Origin of the sequence: Nocardioides houyundeii (assembly GCF_002865585.1) — a bacterium.
GTDB classification, from domain to species: Bacteria; Actinomycetota; Actinomycetes; order Propionibacteriales; family Nocardioidaceae; genus Nocardioides; species Nocardioides houyundeii.
The window spans coordinates 791170-806531 of record NZ_CP025581.1; the positions used below are offsets into that span (position 1 = coordinate 791170).

Below are 15362 nucleotides of genomic sequence, written 5' to 3' on the forward strand. Positions count from 1 at the left end.
CTCCCAGGTGCCGGATGGCGACGAAGGCCGAGGCCCAGGAGACCAGGGTGAACGCGACCGCGGCCAGCGGGAGCCAGCGGTGCAGGCCCGCCCCTGCGGCCGCGGGGGCCGTCGTACCTGCCGGTGCCTGGGTGGTCATGGTCGAACCCTAGGCGTCACCACCGACAGTGCGCGCGCGGATTTCCGCCACGGCGTCCGACGCCGTCCACCACTGGTGAGAGCGGGTCACAGGTCGAGCTTGTAGCCCAGCCCCCGCACGGTCACCAGGTACTTGGGCTCCGAGGGATCGGGCTCCAGCTTCGCCCGCAGGCGCTTGACGTGAACGTCGAGGGTCTTGGTGTCGCCCACGTAGTCCGAGCCCCAGACCCGGTCGATCAGCTGGCCCCGGGTGAGCACCCGGCCGGAGTTGCGCAGGAACATCTCCAGCAGCTCGAACTCCTTGAGGGGGAGCCGCTGCTCGGTCCCGTCGACGGTGACCACGTGACGCTCCACGTCCATCCGCACCGGGCCGGCCTCCAGGGTGTCCGGCGAGGCGTCCACGTCGTGGCCGCGCCGGAGCACGGCGCGGATCCGCGCCACCAGCTCGCGCGGGGAGTAGGGCTTGGTGACGTAGTCGTCGGCACCCAGCTCCAGGCCCACCACCTTGTCGATCTCGTCGTCCTTGGCCGAGACCATGATCACCGGCACCGTGGAGGTGGCGCGGATCTGGCGGCACACCTCGGTGCCCGGGACACCGGGCAGCATCAGGTCGAGCAGCACGATGTCGGCACCGCGCCGCGCGAAGGCGGTGAGCGCCTCGGTCCCGGTGGCGGCGATCTCGACCTCGTAGCCCTCCTTGCGGAGCATGTAGGCCAGGGCGTCGGAGTAGCTCTCTTCGTCCTCGACGACGAGCACACGGGTCATCGGATGCCTTCCTGGTCGAACCCGTCGTCGGACGGGAGGGGTCGCGGCTCCGCGGGCAGGGCCCGGGGCAGGGTGAGGGTGAACGTGGAGCCCTGGCCCTCGACGGACCAGACCTTGACGTCGCCACCGTGCGTGGCGGCGACGTGCTTGACGATGGAGAGCCCCAGGCCGGTGCCGCCGGTGGAGCGGTGCCGGGCGGGGTCGACCCGGTAGAAGCGCTCGAAGATCCGGTCCAGCTCGGCGGGCGGGATGCCGATGCCGTGGTCGATCACCGAGATCTCGACGGTGCGCTCGTCGCCGGCCACGGTGAGCACCACCGAGGAGCCCGCGCCGGAGTAGGCCACCGCGTTGGCGACCAGGTTGGTGACGGCCGCGGTGATCTGGCCGTGGTCGCCGTGCACCGCCAGGCCGGTCTCGCCGCGGGTCACCAGGCTGATCTCGCGGGCGGTGGCGTCGGTGATGCTGGTGTCCACCGCGACGGCGACCACCTCGTCCACGTCGACCTGCACGTCCTCGTTCACCGGGTCGGCCGACTGCAGCCGGGACAGCTCGATGACCTGCTGGACCAGCTGGGTGAGCCGGTCGCTCTCCACGCTCATCCGGCGGGCGAAGCGGCGTACCGCCTCGGGGTCGTCGGAGGCCTCGTCCACGGCCTCGGCCAGCAACCGGATGGCGCCCACGGGGGTCTTGAGCTCGTGGCTGACGTTGGCCACGAAGTCCCGGCGCACCGCCTCGACCCGGCGCTCCCGGGTGCGGTCCTCGACCAGGGCCAGCACCAGCCGGGAGCCCAGCGGGGCGACCCGGGCGGTTAGCGTCCGCGGGGCGGTCAGCTCCCGGGTCAGGGTCAGCTCGGTCTCGCGGATCTGCCCGTCCCGGCGTACCTGCCGGACCATGGTGGCCAGCTCGTCGACGAGCAGCTCCTGGCCCCGGACCAGCCCCACGGCGTACGCCGGGGCGGAGGCCTTGAGGACCTTGTCGTGCTCGTCCAGCACGACCGCGCTGCTGCGCAGCACCGACAGGACCGCCGCGACGCCGGCGGGCAGCAGCGGCTCGACCGGGGTCGACTCCTGGCGCCGCTGGTGCTCGCTCAGGTGCCAGGCCAGGACGCCCACGATGCCGACGGCGCAGCCCAGCACTGCGGCCAGCACGGCCTGGGTCGTCGGGTCCACACCGTGATCGTACGACCACTCCCGGACCGCGGACCCGGGGCGGCGGCGCCGATCCCCACTGTTCACCCGGCGTTCACGCCGCGTCGTCTCCGCCCTCACCTGCGCTGCCTAGCGTGTGGGCATGCGCGAAGCCTTCCATGACGAGCTCGACTCCGTTTTCGACGATCTCGTCGACCTCAGCAGCAAGGTGCAGGTGGCCGTCCAGGACGCCACGGCCGCCCTGCTCGGAGGCGACGCGGTGCTTGCGGAGCGCGTGATCGCCGCGGACCGGGAGATCGACCTGGGTCGGGAGCGGGTGGAGGACAAGGCCTTCGCGCTGCTCTCCCTGCAGGCGCCGGTGGCCGGCGACCTGCGCCTGGTGGTGGCGGCGCTGCGGATGGTCACCGAGCTGGAGCGGATGGGCGACCTGTCGGTGCACGTGGCCAAGATCGCGCGCTTGCGGGCTCCCCAGATCGCCGTCCCGGAGCAGGTGCGGCCCACGGTCAACCGGATGGCCGAGGTGGCCGCGGACATGGTCGGGCAGGTCGTGCAGATCATCGCCGAGCGGGACGTCGAGGCGGCCCACGCGCTGGCCCGCGACGACGAGGAGATGGACCTGCTGCGTCGTACCAGCTTCGCCATGCTGCTCTCCGACGACTGGGCCTACGGTGTCGGGGCCGCGGTGGACCTGGCACTGCTGGGGCGCTACTACGAGCGCATCGCCGACCACGCGGTGTCGGTGGGGACCCGCGTGGTGTTCGTGGTGACCGGCCAGCCGGTGCTCGGCTGACCCGTCCGAAGGAGCGGGGTCAGCGACCCTGGTTGGCGACCGCGGCCGCGGCGGCCGCGGCTGCCTGCGGGTCGAGGTAGCGGCCGCCGGGGGTGATCGGGCGCAGGTCCTCGTCCAGCTCGTATACCAGCGGCATGCCGGTGGGCACGTTGAGCCCGGCGATGTCCTCGTCGCTGATCTGGTCCAGGTGCTTGATCAGGGCGCGCAGGCTGTTGCCGTGCGCGGCGACCAGGACGGTGCGTCCGGCCTTCAGGTCCGGCACGATCTCGCCGTCCCAGTAGGGCAGGAACCGGGCGATGACGTCCTTGAGGCACTCGGTGCGGGGGAGCTCCTCACCGAGGTCGGCGTACCGCGGGTCGCCGGACTGGGAGTAGGGGTCGGCGTCGTCCAGCGGCGGCGGCGGGGTGTCGAAGCTCCGGCGCCAGAGCATGAACTGCTCCTCGCCGTACTCCGCGAGCGTCTGCTTCTTGTCCTTGCCCTGCAGTGCTCCGTAGTGCCGCTCGTTGAGGCGCCAGGACCGCTTGACCGGGATCCAGTGACGGTCCGCGGCGTCGAGAGCCAGGCAGGCGGTGTTGATGGCGCGGCGCTGCAGCGAGGTGTGCACCACGTCGGGCAGTACGCCGGACTCGACGAGCAGCTCACCGCCCCGGACAGCCTCGGCGCGGCCCTTGTCCGTCAGGGCCACGTCGACCCAGCCGGTGAACAGGTTCTTGGCGTTCCAGTCGCTCTCGCCGTGACGCAGCAGGACCAGGGTGTAGGTCATTCGTCAGCCTCGCTCAGTGCAGGGGGCGTCGCCGCCCCGGGCGCGGATCAGTGGGACTCGGGGGACTCGACCGTGCAGGTCGGGTCGCCGGCGGGCACGCCCGGCACGTCGGCGTAGTCGCCGCAGTTGAGACGGGAGGGGATGTTGACCGTGGCCTGCTCGCCGTTGGAGAAGGAGAAGGTCACCTCCACGAAGTCGCCGGGTGCGAAGTCGCCCGAGATGATGATCGGGGTCTCGGACTTGGCGAGGTTGGCGAACCCCTTGGGCGGCAGCACGACCGGCTCGAGACCCTCGACCGTGAAGCCGGGCTCGTCACCGAGGACCTCGTCGAGGGTGACCTCGTCCTGGGTGGAGTTGTTGGACAGCCCGGCGATCAGCACGCCCTCGCCGCCTTCGGCGGTCACGATCACTCCGCCGAGGACGTCGACCTCGCCGCTGCGGTGGTTGGCGCCCACCCCGGGGGTGTAGTCGCGGTCGGTGGCGTGATCGAAGCCACAGGAGCTCAGCACGGGGGCGAGAATGAGGGCCAGCGAAACGAGCGCGGTCCCGCGACGGTGGGGCATCTGCATGGCTGACAGCCTAGCGCCGGGCGAGCCCAGGCTCGCGCGGGGCCTGGTTTGACGGATCCCGCCAAGCCGTGCGACCACACGAACACACGTTCTGTCAAGCCTGGATATGGCCTCTGACCTGCGCAAACGCTGGCGGGACCGTCTAAGAAACGTGTTAGACTGGTGGCCCGGAAAGGGGAACTGAATGACTTTCACCGTTGGCGAAACGGTCGTCTACCCGAACCATGGGGCCGCAATCATCGAGGACATCGAGATGCGGACGATCAAGGGCGAGGCCCGCGAGTACCTGGTCCTGCGGATTGTGGCACAGCAGGACCTCGTCGTGCGCGTTCCTGCCTGCAACCTAGACCTGGTCGGTGTCCGCGACGTGGTGGACAAGGCTGGGCTGGACCGCGTGTTCGACGTGCTTCGTGCCGCGCACGTCGAGGAGCCGACCAACTGGTCGCGCCGCTACAAGGCTAACCTGGAGAAGCTGCACAGCGGCGACGTGATGAAGGTGTCGGAGGTCGTCCGCGACCTGTGGCGCCGTGAGCGTGACCGTGGCCTGTCGGCCGGCGAGAAGCGGATGCTGGCGAAGGCTCGCCAGATCCTGGTCTCCGAGCTGGCCCTGGCCGAGCACACCAACGAGGACAAGGCTGAGGCCATCCTCGACGAGGTGCTGGCTTCCTAGAGGCAGCACCCTCCTGCTGCGGCGAGCCCCGACGACTACGCGTCGTCGGGGCTCGTTGCGTCTGGACCCCCACCGGGCGGTCGCCACGTGCCGCATACGGTGGGAGCACCATGACCCAAGATCCCTACGACGTGCGTGACCCCTACGACGACCCCCAGGCCCTGGGACTGGTCCTCGAGCAGGGCCGCGGGTCGCTGCCCTTCGCCCTCATCCACGGCGAGGCGCTGGTGGCGTGCGCCGCCTGGGCCCTGGGCGACGCCGACGTCCGGCTCGTCGACGCCGACCTGGACTGGGAGTCGATCCAGCTCAACGAGGCGCCGCTGGTGCTGCACGACCCGCTCTGCCCGATGACGCCGGCCTCGTTCATCGCCACCTGCGTCTCCGAGGCGCTCGCCACCGGCGCCGTGGTGGTGGGGGCGCGGCCCGTCACCGACACCGTCAAGCACGTCGAGGACTCGGTGGTGGGGACCACCGTGGATCGCGAGGCGCTGCGCGTCGTCTGCTCGCCGATCGTGCTGCCCGCGCAGGTCGTCGCCAGTCTGCCCGGCCCGCCGGACCCCGACTTCGCCCGCGCGGTCTCCAGCCTGGCCGCGGAGCACGAGGTGACCTTCCTCGAGGCCCCGCCCGAGGCGCGCCGGGTCGCCTCCGCCGACGACGTGGCGGTGCTGGAGGCGCTCACCGCCGATCGGCCGCGGGTGCGCTGACGCTGCGGCGCATGTGCGCGGTTTGGGCGGTGGCCGGTGCCTGGCGCCCTCAGGCCCTCGGCAGCAGGGCCTCGGCCAGGGCGACGTCCTCGGGATGGGTCACCTTGAGGTTCAGCGAGGTGGACAGGACCGCGACCACCCGGAGCCCGGGCTGGTAGCGCTCCAGCGAGCTCGCCGTGTCCGTGCCCTCGAACCCGTCCGCGTCGGCCTGGGCGTACGCCGCCAGCAGCGGCGCGGCGCGGAAGGCCTGGGGCGTCTGCACCCCGGCGAGCCCGGCCGCGACCGCGGAGCCGTCCGCGCCGACCAGGCCGACGGCGGGCACCACCGGCAGGGCGCCCCCGTGCTCCGCGGCGGCGGCGATGGTGCGGGTGAACAGCTCGCCGGGAGCCAGCGGCCGGGCGCCGTCGTGGATGGCGACCACCTCGACCTCGCCCGCCTCGACCAGGGGGGCCACCGCGCGCAGCGCCGCCGACTCCGAGGCATGCCGGGTCGCGCCGCCGGTGACCAGCACGACCTCCACCTCGCCGGCGACCGGCAGGTGCGGAGCGAGGGCCTCGGCCACCAGCTGCTCCTCGCCGGGACGGGCGACGACGACCACCCGGCGTACGTCGGGGACGGTGAGCGCCGTGCGCACCGAGCGGGCCAGGACCGGCATGCCGGCCAGGTGCAGCAGCACCTTGTTGACCGGGACGCCGTCCACGGTCGCGCCGACCCGGGACCCCGAGCCGGCGCCGAGGATCACGACTGCGGAGGTGGGCACGCCGAGAGGATACGCAGCCGGTCCGCAACCCTGTCGGCTGCGGGTCGCGTGCACCGCGCGACCCATTGTGCGAATCCGGCCACGGGGGAGAGCGGGCCGCCCTACGCTCGATTTCGTGCCGAGCCTGGGAGGACCCACGTGCGCCTGACCCGCGTCTGCCTCGTCGCGCCCGTCGCCGCCCTGGTGCTGGGCGCGCTCGCCGTGACCTCCGCCCCGGCCGGTCCGGCGCTCGCCGCCGTCACCGACTGGGACCCCGGGGACGACACCCGCAACAACGCCACCGGCGACGTCGCCCTGCTGAGCCCGGTGCTGCCGCCCATGGTGCGCGGACAGGCCGGCTGGGTCTCCCTGCTGTGGAGCACCGAGACCGACGTCTGCGAGGTGCGGGCGACCGCGCGGACCAGCTCCGGCGAGGTCGGCTACCCCGCCAACACCGCGTCGTACTCCTCCTTCTACGTCAACGACGCGCTGGCCGAGGGCAACCTGGACTTCACCGCCTTCCGGGTCAAGGCCCCCAGCTCGGGCCCGATGAAGGTCGCCGTCGAGGTCCGCTACACCCGGCTGGCCAGCTCGTTGACCCTGCGCAAGTTCGACGACCTGGTGCGCAAGGACGTCCGAGGTGCCGACTGCTCGGGCGTCACCGGCAGCCGGACCTTCACCATCGACGTGCCGCTGCTGGACACCCTGGGACCACCGGTGGTCGCCCTGACGCCGCAGGTCACCGTGCGGGCCGGGAGCCCCACCTGGGTCGACCTCTCCTGGCGGGGCAACACCCCGGGGATGAGCAACGTGCGGGTCACCCTGGCGCCGCCCGCGGGGCTGTCGGTGGTCTACCCCGGCGACGGGGCCTCCAGCGGCCTGGCCAAGGACGCCGACCTCGCCGTGGCGTCCACCGACTCCTCCGGCGTCCGGCTGGCGGCAGCCAAGCCCGGCCTGTTCACCGTGCCCGTCACCCTCACCTGGGGCAGCACGGGCCGGTGGACCGGCTCGTTGCGGGTCAAGGTCCTGCCGTGACCCGCGTGGTACGTCGCCTGGCTGCGGTCGCCGCGCTGGCGCTGCTGGCGACCGGGTGCAGCACCGCTCCCGAGCCGCGCACCGAGCCGAGCGCCGACCGTGCGGTCGAGGAGTCGTCGCCCGGGGCCACCTCGACGTCGTCGCCCCCGGTGCCCACCGGCCAGGTGCGGGCCGAGTTCGTCGCGACCATGAGCCGTCACCTCTGCCGCGCCCAGGACACCGTCTACGACGACCCGGGGGCGCTGGCCGACGCGCACCGGTCGCTGCCCGAGTTCGCCACCATCACCGAGTCCCAGGCCGCCGCCCTGGTGGAGGCGCTCAGCACCGACGCCCCGCTGACCGCCGAGCTGACCGCAGCGGTGCGGTCCTGCACCTGAGCCCGGCAGCCTCCAGGCGAGGCCCGGGTGCGGCCCGGGTGCGGCCCGTGTGAGGTCGTGAGCACCTGTTGACCCACGCGTGAAACATCCAGGGGGCAGCGCGAAACATCGACGTTGCACGCTGGCTCAGCAATCACGGCTGAGTCACCCGGAGGACACGATGGCGACGACCCAAGCGACGACCCAAGCGACGACCCAAGCGACGACCCAAGCTACGACCCATGCAATGACCCACCGCAGCGCCCGCTGGATCGACGACTGGCACCCCGAGGACCCCGACTTCTGGGAGAACGGCGGCCGTCAGGTCGCCCGACGCAACCTGATCTGGTCGATCTTCGCCGAGCACCTGGGGTTCTCGGTGTGGCTGATCTGGAGCGTCTCCTCGGCGTTCCTGCTCGCCCAGGGTTTCGAGTTCACCGCCCAGCAGCTGTTCCTGCTGGTGGCGCTGCCCAACCTGGTCGGCTCCCTGCTGCGGCTGCCCTACACCTTCGCCGTGCCCCGCTTCGGCGGGCGCAACTGGACCATCGTCAGCGCGCTGCTGCTGCTGGTGCCGACGCTGCTCTTCGCCCACTTCGTGCAGCGGCCGGAGACGCCGTACTGGGTGTTCTGCGCGATCGCGGCGACCGCCGGCTTCGGCGGCGGCAACTTCGCCTCCTCGATGGCGAACATCAACTTCTTCTACCCCTCGGCCAAGAAGGGCGCGGCGCTGGGCCTCAACGCGGCCGGCGGCAACCTCGGGGTGGCCCTGATCCAGCTGCTGCTGCCGGTGATCGTGGGCGGCGCCGGGATCTTCGGACTGGTCAAGGCCAGCCAGGACGGCGTCAACCTGGAGCGCGCCGCCTACGTGTACGCCGCGCTGGCCGTGGTCGCCGCGCTCGCCGCGTTCCTGTGGATGGACAACCTGAGCTCCGCGGTCTCCAAGCCGCGCGAGCAGCTGCAGGTGGTGAAGAACCGCCAGACCTGGGTGATGTCGTTCCTCTACGTCGGCACCTTCGGCTCCTTCATCGGCTACTCCGCGGCGATGCCGCTGCTCATCAAGATCAACTTCTGGGTGCCGGAGCCGGCGCCGCTGGGCACCGGCATCTTCTTCGCCTACTACGCCTTCCTGGGCGCGGGCGTCGGCTCGATCACCCGCCCCTTCGGCGGCTGGCTCGCCGACCGGCTCGGCGGGGCGCGGGTGACGTTGGCGGCGTTCGCGGGACTCGTGGTGTTCACCCTGGCGGTGCTGTGGACCCTGACCCAGCTCACCCCCAACCCGACCGCGGACCCCGCCATCGCCCTGGACAACAAGTCCTGGTTCGGCTGGTTCCTGGGCTTCTTCCTGTGCATCTTCGCCTGCACCGGCATCGGCAACGGGTCGACGTACAAGATGATCCCCTCGATCTTCCGGATCGCCGCGGAGCAGGCGACCACCCCGCACACCGCGGAGCGGACCGCCGCCCTGCACGAGGCCACCAAGCAGTCCTCGGCCGCCATCGGCGTGATCGGTGCGGTGGGGGCCATCGGCGGCTTCCTGATCCCGCTGGCCTTCTCGGCCCCGTGGGTCGAGGACCCGATGTCGGCGACCAAGGGCGCCTTCGTGGTCTTCACCGGGTTCTACCTCGCCTGCGCCGCCGTCACCTACGGCGTGTTCCTGCGCCGCCGCTCGGGCGTGACCAGCCTGGCCAGCGCGAGCGTCTGAGTGATGACGTCGGTGACCACGCACTGCCCCTACTGCTCGCTGCAGTGCGGCATGCGGCTGACGGGGCGTCGCAGCCTGGAGGTCTCGGCCTGGGAGGAGTTCGAGGTCAACGAGGGCAAGCTGTGCCGCAAGGGCTGGAGCGCCGCCGGCCTGCACGGCAGCCGGGAGCGGCTCACCACCCCGCTGCTGCGGGACCGGGCGACCGGGGAGTTCCGGGCCGTCGGGTGGGACGAGGCGCTCGACCTGGTGGCGGCGCGGATCGGTGCGCTGCAGGCCGTCCACGGCTCAGACGCGGTGGCCGTGTTCGGCGGCGGTGGGCTGACCAACGAGAAGGCCTACCAGCTGGGCAAGTTCGCCCGCGCGGTGCTCCGCACCAGCCAGATCGACTACAACGGGCGGTGGTGCATGTCGTCGGCCGCCTCGGCCGGTACCCGGGCGCTGGGCCTGGACCGCGGGCTGCCGTTCCCGCTGGCCGACGTGGAGCGCACCGACGTGCTGGTGCTGGTGGGGTCCAACCTGGCCGAGACCATGCCGCCCGCGGCCCGGCACCTGGACCGGCTGCGCGAGCGCGGCGGCCGGGTCGTGGTCATCGACCCCCGTCGTACGCCGACCGCGGAGCGCGCTGACCTCTTCGTGCAGCCCGTGCCGGGCACCGACCTGGCCCTGGCGCTCGGCGTGCTGCACGTGCTGGTCGCCTCGGGCGCGGTCGACGCCGACTACCTCGCCTCCCGGACCACCGGGTTCGCAGGCGTCCGGGACTCGGTGGCCGCGTGGTGGCCGGAGCGGGTCGAGCGGGTCACCGGGGTGGGGGCCGACCAGGTGCGCGAGCTGGCCGCGCTGCTCGCCTCCCGGGTGCGCGCCGGTGGTCCCGGCGACCCGGGCGAGCGGGCTCGGGTGATGGTGCTGACGGCACGCGGGGCCGAGCAGCACAGCACCGGCTCGGACACGGTGCTGGCCTGGATCAACGTGGCGCTGGCCCTGGGCCAGTGCGGCCGGGAGTACGCCGGCTACGGCTGCCTCACCGGCCAGGGCAACGGGCAGGGTGGCCGCGAGCACGGGCAGAAGGCCGACCAGCTGCCCGGCTACCGCTCGATCACCGACCCCGCCGCCCGGGCGCACGTGGCCGGCGTCTGGGGGGTGGACCCGGAGTCCCTGCCCGGCAAGGGCCGCTCCGCCTACGAGCTGCTGATGGCGCTCGGCACCGAGGACGGTCCGAAGGCGATGCTGGTGCACGGCTCCAACATCGTGCTCTCCGCGCCCAACGCGGCGGTGGTGGCCGAGCGGCTGGCCGCCCTGGACCTGTTGGTGGTGGCCGACATCGTGCTCTCGGAGACCGCGGCCCTGGCCGACGTGGTGCTCCCGGTGACCCAGTGGGCCGAGGAGAGCGGCACCATGACCAACCTGGAGGGCCGGGTGATCCTGCGCCAGCGGGCGGTCACCCCGCCGGCCGGGGTCCGCACCGACCTGGAGGTGCTGGCCGGCCTCGCGGCCCGCCTCGGCAGCCCGGTCGAGCTCGCGACCGACCCCGAGGAGGTCTTCACCGAGCTCCGGGCAGCGTCGGCGGGAGGGCCCGCTGACTACTCCGGCATCACCTGGCAGCGGATCCGCGACGAGCAGGGGGTGTTCTGGCCCTGCCCGGACGGCCCGACGCCGCATCCCGGGACGCCGCGGATGTTCCTCGAGCGGTTCGGCCATCCCGACGGTCTGGCTCGTTTCCACGTGGTCGAGCACCGCGGACCGGCCGAGGTCCCCGACGAGGACTATCCGGTGCACCTGACCACCGGCCGGGTGCTCGCGCAGTACCAGTCGGGCGCCCAGACCCGGCGGATCCGGGACCTCCCCGACACCGGACCCTTCGTCGAGCTGCACCCGCTGCTCGCCATGCGGCTCGGGACCTGCGACGGAGAGCCCGTCGAGGTCACCACCAGGCGCGGGACGATGGTCGCGCCCGCACGGGTCAGCGAGGCGATCCGCCCCGACACCGTCTTCGTGCCCTTCCACTGGGCCGGGGTCAACCGGCTCACCAACGACGCCCTGGACCCCGCGTCTCGGATGCCGGAGTTCAAGGCCTGCGCGGCGCGGGTCGCGGTGGCTCCTGCCGTCCTCCCCAGCGGGGTGGAACCGGTGGAGGTGCCGGCATGAGCGAACGGCTGGTGGTGGTGGGCGCCGGGATGGCCGCGACCCGGCTGGTGGAGGGCCTCGTCGCCGGCGGGTACGACGGCCACGTCACCGTGCTCGGCGACGAGGAGCACCCGCCGTACAACCGGATCCTGCTCTCCGCGGTGCTGGAGGGCAGCCACCGCCCGGACACCCTGACGCTGCGCGGCCCCGACTGGTTCATCGAGCACGGGGTGGACCTGCGGCTCGGCACCCGGGTCGCCGAGCTCGACCGCGCCGGTGAGGTGGTGCTGGTCGACGGCAGCCGGCTGCCCTGGGACCGGCTGGTGCTGGCCACCGGGTCCATCCCGACGCTGCCGCCGATCCGCGGCCTGGTCCGGGTGGACGGCCAGCTGCACGAGTCGGTGCACGCCTTCCGCTCGATGGCCGACTGCGACCGGCTGCTGGCGGCCCTGTCCGGCTCCCTGCCCGGTCGGGCGGTGGTGGTGGGCGGGGGACTGCTCGGCCTGCAGGTGGCCCGGGCGCTCGCGGTGCGCGGCGTGGCGGGCGAGGTCGTGGAGGGCACCACGCACCTGCTGTCCGGGCAGCTGGGCGAGGCCGCCGGGAAGGTGCTGGCCCGCGACCTGCGCCGCCTCGGCACCGACGTCTACACCGGGGTCCGCGCGGTGCGGCTGACCGAGGAGGGCCTGCGCCTGGACAACGGCGTCGACCTCCCCGCCGACCTGGTGGTGCTCACCGCCGGCGGCCGCCCCTCCACCGCGCTGGCCCGGCGCGCCGGGCTGATGGTGCGCCGCGGCGTCGTGGTGGGCCGGCACCTGGAGTCGGTGACCGACGACCGGGTGCACGCGCTGGGCGACTGCGCCGAGCACCGCGGCCGGCTGACCGGCTTCGTGGCGCCCGCGTGGGAGCAGGCCCGGGTGCTGGCCGAGCACCTGTGCGGCGCGGCCGCTGCGTACGACGGGTCGCGGACCGTGGCGCGACTGCGCGCCACCGGGCTGGAGGTCGCGGTGCTGGGGGACCCGGAGCACACCGAGGGCGACGTGGTGGAGATGACCAACCCGGTCCAGGGGACCTACCGCAAGCTCGTGGTGCGCGGCGGCGTGATCGAGGCGGCCACCCTGGTGGGGGACCTGTCGTGCGTCGGGCTGGTCACCCAGCTCTTCGACCGACGTACCGTGCTGGGACCGGCGGAGCCTGGCGCGCTGCTGCTGCCGCAGGCGCCCGCAGTGCCGGTGACGCTGCCCGACGACGTGGAGGTCTGCGCCTGCGCGGGGGTCAGCGCCGGGACGATCCGGGCCTGCGCCGGCCTGGGCGAGGTCCGGGCAGCCACCCGGGCCACCACCGGCTGCGGCGGGTGCGAGGGCGTGGTGCGGGGGCTGCTGGCGGAGGCGGTGCCGGCCTGACCCGCGTTACAAGCGGGCGCGGGGGCCGGGGCGGCGCAGCACCCGAGGCAGGTACGCCGCCCCCGGGCTCTCCTCGGACTGCGCGGCGACGTCCTCGGGGTTGGAGAAGGCGCACCGGCGCAGGCTCAGGCAGCCACAGCCGATGCAGGAGTCCAGCCCGTCGCGCAGCCGCTCCAGGGCTGCGATCTGCTCCTCCAGCCTTCCTCGCCAGTGCCGGGAGATCCGCTGCCAGTCGGCCTTGGTGGGGTTGCGGTTGCTGGGCAGCCGGGCGAGCTCGTCGCGGACCTCCTCCAGGGAGAGGCCCACGTTCGAGGCGGCGCGAATGAATGCCAGCCGCCGCAGCACGCTGCGCTCGTAGCGGCGCTGCCCGCCGGGGGAGCGGGTGGAGAAGACCAGCCCCTGGTCCTCGTAGTAGCGCAGCGCCGAGGCGGCGAAGCCGCTGCGCGCCACCACGTCACCGATCAGCATCTGGTCCCGCGGGTCCATCCGGGTCTCCTTGGACAGCTCTTGAAGTCAAGTTAACTTGAACTTCAATACTGCATCCCATGACATCTCAGAGGCAAGCAGACAGGGTGGCCGTTGTCACCGGAGGATCGGCCGGACTGGGCCTGGCGCTGGTCCGGGCGCTGGCCGGGCGCGGCTGGCACGTGGTGACCGACGGGCGGGACGAGAGGAGGTTCAAGGAGGCAGGGCTTCCGGACGAGGTGCACGTCGTGGTCGGTGACGTCACCGACGCCGAGCACCGCCAGGAGCTGGTCGCCGCGGTGGCCGGGCTCGGGCGGCTGGACCTGTTGGTGCACAACGCCAGCACGCTCGGGCCGCTGCCGATGGGGCCGCTGGCCCGGACCGCCGGCGATGACCTGCAACACGTGCTCCGCACCAACCTCGGGGCGCCGCTGGTGCTCACCGGCCAGCTGCTCGCGCCGCTGCGCGCCAGCGCCGGGGTGCTGCTCTCGATCAGCTCCGACGCCGCGGTCCAGCACTACGAGAACTGGGGCCTGTACGGCGCGAGCAAAGCGGCCCTGGACCACGCGACGCTGACCTGGGCGGCGGAGACCGGCCTGACGGCGTACGCCGTGGACCCCGGCGACATGCGCACCCAGATGCACCAGGACGCCTTCCCCGACGAGGACATCTCGGACCGACCGCTGCCCGAGACCGTGGTGCCGCACCTGTTGGCCCTGCTCGAAGCGCGGCCCGAGAGCGGCCGCTACCGGGCGGGGGTGGGACCGTGGGTGCGCTGACCGAAAGGCCCCAGGTCTCGTTCGAGGCAGCGGAGTTCGCGCCGAGGCCCGCCGAGTGGCGGGGACTGCGTCGCGACGACGTACGGCTGCTCGTGGGGACCGGCGCCGGGCTGCGGCACGCGCGCTTCCGAGACCTGGACCAGCACCTGCACCCTGGTGACGTGCTCGTGGTCAACGACTCCGCGACCGTCCCGGGCGAGCTGGACGGCACGCTCGACGGCCGCCCCGTGGTCGTGCACCTCGGTGCGCGGCTCGAGGACGGCTCCCGGGTGCTGGAGCTGCGGACCGCGCCGTACGCCGAGCGGCCGATCCTCGACGGGCGCGTCGGCGACCGGGTGCAGTGCGGGGACGCCGCCCTGAGACTGCTCGCGCCCTGGCCGCGGGATCCGTCCTCGCCGACAGGCGCGGGCAACCGGCTCTGGCAGGCCGAGGCCGCCGGCGGGCTGGACGACGAGCTCGCGACCCGGGGACGACCGATCGCCTACGGCTACCTGGACGCCCGCTACCCGCTCTCGGCCTACCAGACGGTCTTCGCCCGGCACCCGGGCAGCGCGGAGATGGCGTCGGCCGCCCGCCCGTTCACCCCAGGTCTGGTCGCCCGGCTGCAGGCGGCGGGCGTGGTCCTGGCCCGGGTGACCCTGCACACCGGGCTCTCCTCGCAGGAGGCCGGGGAGGCGCCGGGACCCGAGTGGTTCCGGGTGCCGCCGGAGACGGCGCGGGCGGTGGCCACGGCCCGAGCCGCCGGTCGCCGGGTGGTCGCGGTCGGCACCACCGCGACCCGGGCGCTGGAGTCCGCGGTCGAGGCCGTCCCGGGGGGTGAGCGCGTGGTGGCCACCAGCGGCTGGACCGAGCGCGTGGTCAGCCCGGCGGACCCGCCCCGGGTCGTGGACGGGCTGGTGACCGGGTGGCACGACCCGCAGGCCTCCCACCTGCTCCTGGTGGAGGCGGTGGCGGGGCGGGCGCTGGCCCAGGCGGCGTACGACGGGGCGGTCTCGGGGGCTACCTGTGGCACGAGTTCGGGGACTCCGCGCTGCTGCTTCCCGGGTGATCCGGCGCGCGCCCCGGCCCACATGACGCGCCCCAGCCCCATGAAACAGCGCGTTACAAGCGGTGGGGGGCGGTTACGCCGGGGTGAAGCGTGCCCGGGAGATCGTGAGCCAGGGTTTTCCTCCCCGAAACATGAGGTAACCCCGGGGACAACATCGGCTACCTAGGTTT

Annotated in this window: 16 protein-coding genes; 10 read left to right on the forward strand and 6 right to left on the reverse strand. The window is 73.1% G+C overall.

Translation table 11 applies throughout. The features are described from left to right. Positions 1 to 225: 225 nt before the first annotated feature. Entirely contained in the window at positions 226 to 903 is a 678-nt protein-coding gene (locus C0R66_RS03860) for a response regulator transcription factor (RefSeq protein WP_101523592.1), read from the reverse strand. Continuing rightward, a complete protein-coding gene (locus C0R66_RS03865) occupies positions 900 to 2072 on the reverse strand; it encodes a sensor histidine kinase (RefSeq protein ID WP_101523593.1) in 1173 nt (390 codons plus the stop codon). Before C0R66_RS03865 ends, C0R66_RS03860 begins: the two co-directional genes overlap by 4 nt. A 121-nt stretch (positions 2073 to 2193) precedes the next feature. Here C0R66_RS03865 and phoU point away from each other — a divergent pair, with 121 nt between their 5' ends. Next, positions 2194 to 2841 carry a phosphate signaling complex protein PhoU gene (phoU, locus tag C0R66_RS03870; protein ID WP_101523594.1) on the forward strand — a complete coding sequence of 216 codons (648 nt, stop codon included), beginning with the start codon at positions 2194 to 2196 and terminating at the stop codon, positions 2839 to 2841. A gap of 19 nt (positions 2842 to 2860) precedes the next feature. Here the strand turns inward: phoU and C0R66_RS03875 are convergent, their stop codons facing one another. After that, complete coding sequence (locus C0R66_RS03875; protein ID WP_101523595.1) at positions 2861 to 3604, reverse strand: phosphoglyceromutase; 744 nt, start codon at positions 3602 to 3604, stop codon at positions 2861 to 2863. A 47-nt stretch (positions 3605 to 3651) separates the two neighbouring features. Continuing rightward, positions 3652 to 4173, reverse strand: a complete 522-nt coding sequence (locus C0R66_RS03880; protein WP_101523596.1) for a hypothetical protein — start codon at positions 4171 to 4173, stop codon at positions 3652 to 3654. Positions 4174 to 4357: 184 nt separating this feature from the next. On the opposite strand from C0R66_RS03880, the gene C0R66_RS03885 reads away from it, so the two are divergent. Both C0R66_RS03885 and C0R66_RS03890 read left to right on the forward strand, forming a co-directional pair. Beyond that, a complete protein-coding gene (locus C0R66_RS03885; protein ID WP_101523597.1) occupies positions 4358 to 4843 on the forward strand; it encodes a CarD family transcriptional regulator in 486 nt (161 codons plus the stop codon). 110 nt (positions 4844 to 4953) lie between these two features. Next, positions 4954 to 5547 carry a 2-C-methyl-D-erythritol 4-phosphate cytidylyltransferase gene (locus C0R66_RS03890; RefSeq protein ID WP_101523598.1) on the forward strand — a complete coding sequence of 198 codons (594 nt, stop codon included), beginning with the start codon at positions 4954 to 4956 and terminating at the stop codon, positions 5545 to 5547. A gap of 49 nt (positions 5548 to 5596) precedes the next feature. On the opposite strand, the gene C0R66_RS03895 is transcribed toward C0R66_RS03890, so the two are convergent. Then, positions 5597 to 6307, reverse strand: a complete 711-nt coding sequence (locus C0R66_RS03895; protein ID WP_240311812.1) for an IspD/TarI family cytidylyltransferase — start codon at positions 6305 to 6307, stop codon at positions 5597 to 5599. 138 nt (positions 6308 to 6445) lie between these two features. On the opposite strand from C0R66_RS03895, the gene C0R66_RS03900 reads away from it, so the two are divergent. The 5 genes from C0R66_RS03900 (at position 6446) to C0R66_RS03920 (ending at position 12900) form a co-directional block, all read left to right on the forward strand. Beyond that, positions 6446 to 7321, forward strand: coding sequence for a hypothetical protein (locus C0R66_RS03900; RefSeq protein ID WP_101523600.1), 876 nt, complete (start codon positions 6446 to 6448; stop codon positions 7319 to 7321). Then, a complete protein-coding gene (locus C0R66_RS03905; RefSeq protein WP_101523601.1) occupies positions 7318 to 7698 on the forward strand; it encodes a hypothetical protein in 381 nt (126 codons plus the stop codon). The genes C0R66_RS03900 and C0R66_RS03905 overlap by 4 nt, the downstream gene beginning before the upstream one ends. Before the next feature lie 226 nt (positions 7699 to 7924). Next, on the forward strand, positions 7925 to 9379 hold the full coding sequence (locus C0R66_RS03910) for an MFS transporter (RefSeq protein WP_101523602.1): 1455 nt from the start codon (positions 7925 to 7927) through the stop codon (positions 9377 to 9379). Between the two features lie 3 nt (positions 9380 to 9382). Continuing rightward, a complete protein-coding gene (locus tag C0R66_RS03915; protein ID WP_101526021.1) occupies positions 9383 to 11521 on the forward strand; it encodes a molybdopterin oxidoreductase family protein in 2139 nt (712 codons plus the stop codon). After that, complete coding sequence (locus tag C0R66_RS03920) at positions 11518 to 12900, forward strand: FAD-dependent oxidoreductase (protein WP_101523603.1); 1383 nt, start codon at positions 11518 to 11520, stop codon at positions 12898 to 12900. Before C0R66_RS03915 ends, C0R66_RS03920 begins: the two co-directional genes overlap by 4 nt. A gap of 6 nt (positions 12901 to 12906) precedes the next feature. Here the strand turns inward: C0R66_RS03920 and soxR are convergent, their stop codons facing one another. Beyond that, complete coding sequence (soxR, locus tag C0R66_RS03925; protein ID WP_101523604.1) at positions 12907 to 13386, reverse strand: redox-sensitive transcriptional activator SoxR; 480 nt, start codon at positions 13384 to 13386, stop codon at positions 12907 to 12909. A gap of 59 nt (positions 13387 to 13445) precedes the next feature. Here soxR and C0R66_RS03930 point away from each other — a divergent pair, with 59 nt between their 5' ends. After that, complete coding sequence (locus tag C0R66_RS03930; protein ID WP_101523605.1) at positions 13446 to 14144, forward strand: SDR family NAD(P)-dependent oxidoreductase; 699 nt, start codon at positions 13446 to 13448, stop codon at positions 14142 to 14144. Continuing rightward, positions 14132 to 15358: an S-adenosylmethionine:tRNA ribosyltransferase-isomerase gene (locus C0R66_RS03935; protein ID WP_241901560.1), complete on the forward strand. Its 1227-nt coding sequence runs from the start codon at positions 14132 to 14134 to the stop codon at positions 15356 to 15358. Before C0R66_RS03930 ends, C0R66_RS03935 begins: the two co-directional genes overlap by 13 nt. The last annotated feature ends 4 nt before the right edge of the window (positions 15359 to 15362 follow it).

What these genes read in the sequence shown, in the direction of transcription:
- C0R66_RS03860 (WP_101523592.1), bottom strand. Translation starts at nt 903, where the DNA reads ATGACCCGTGTGCTCGTCGTCGAGGACGAAGAGAGCTACTCCGACGCC.
- phoU (WP_101523594.1), top strand. Translation starts at nt 2,194, where the DNA reads ATGCGCGAAGCCTTCCATGACGAGCTCGACTCCGTTTTCGACGATCTC.
- C0R66_RS03875 (WP_101523595.1), bottom strand. Translation starts at nt 3,604, where the DNA reads ATGACCTACACCCTGGTCCTGCTGCGTCACGGCGAGAGCGACTGGAAC.
- C0R66_RS03880 (WP_101523596.1), bottom strand. Translation starts at nt 4,173, where the DNA reads ATGCAGATGCCCCACCGTCGCGGGACCGCGCTCGTTTCGCTGGCCCTC.
- C0R66_RS03885 (WP_101523597.1), top strand. Translation starts at nt 4,358, where the DNA reads ATGACTTTCACCGTTGGCGAAACGGTCGTCTACCCGAACCATGGGGCC.
- C0R66_RS03890 (WP_101523598.1), top strand. Translation starts at nt 4,954, where the DNA reads ATGACCCAAGATCCCTACGACGTGCGTGACCCCTACGACGACCCCCAG.
- C0R66_RS03910 (WP_101523602.1), top strand. Translation starts at nt 7,925, where the DNA reads ATGACCCACCGCAGCGCCCGCTGGATCGACGACTGGCACCCCGAGGAC.
- C0R66_RS03915 (WP_101526021.1), top strand. Translation starts at nt 9,383, where the DNA reads ATGACGTCGGTGACCACGCACTGCCCCTACTGCTCGCTGCAGTGCGGC.
- C0R66_RS03920 (WP_101523603.1), top strand. Translation starts at nt 11,518, where the DNA reads ATGAGCGAACGGCTGGTGGTGGTGGGCGCCGGGATGGCCGCGACCCGG.
- soxR (WP_101523604.1), bottom strand. Translation starts at nt 13,386, where the DNA reads ATGGACCCGCGGGACCAGATGCTGATCGGTGACGTGGTGGCGCGCAGC.
- C0R66_RS03930 (WP_101523605.1), top strand. Translation starts at nt 13,446, where the DNA reads ATGACATCTCAGAGGCAAGCAGACAGGGTGGCCGTTGTCACCGGAGGA.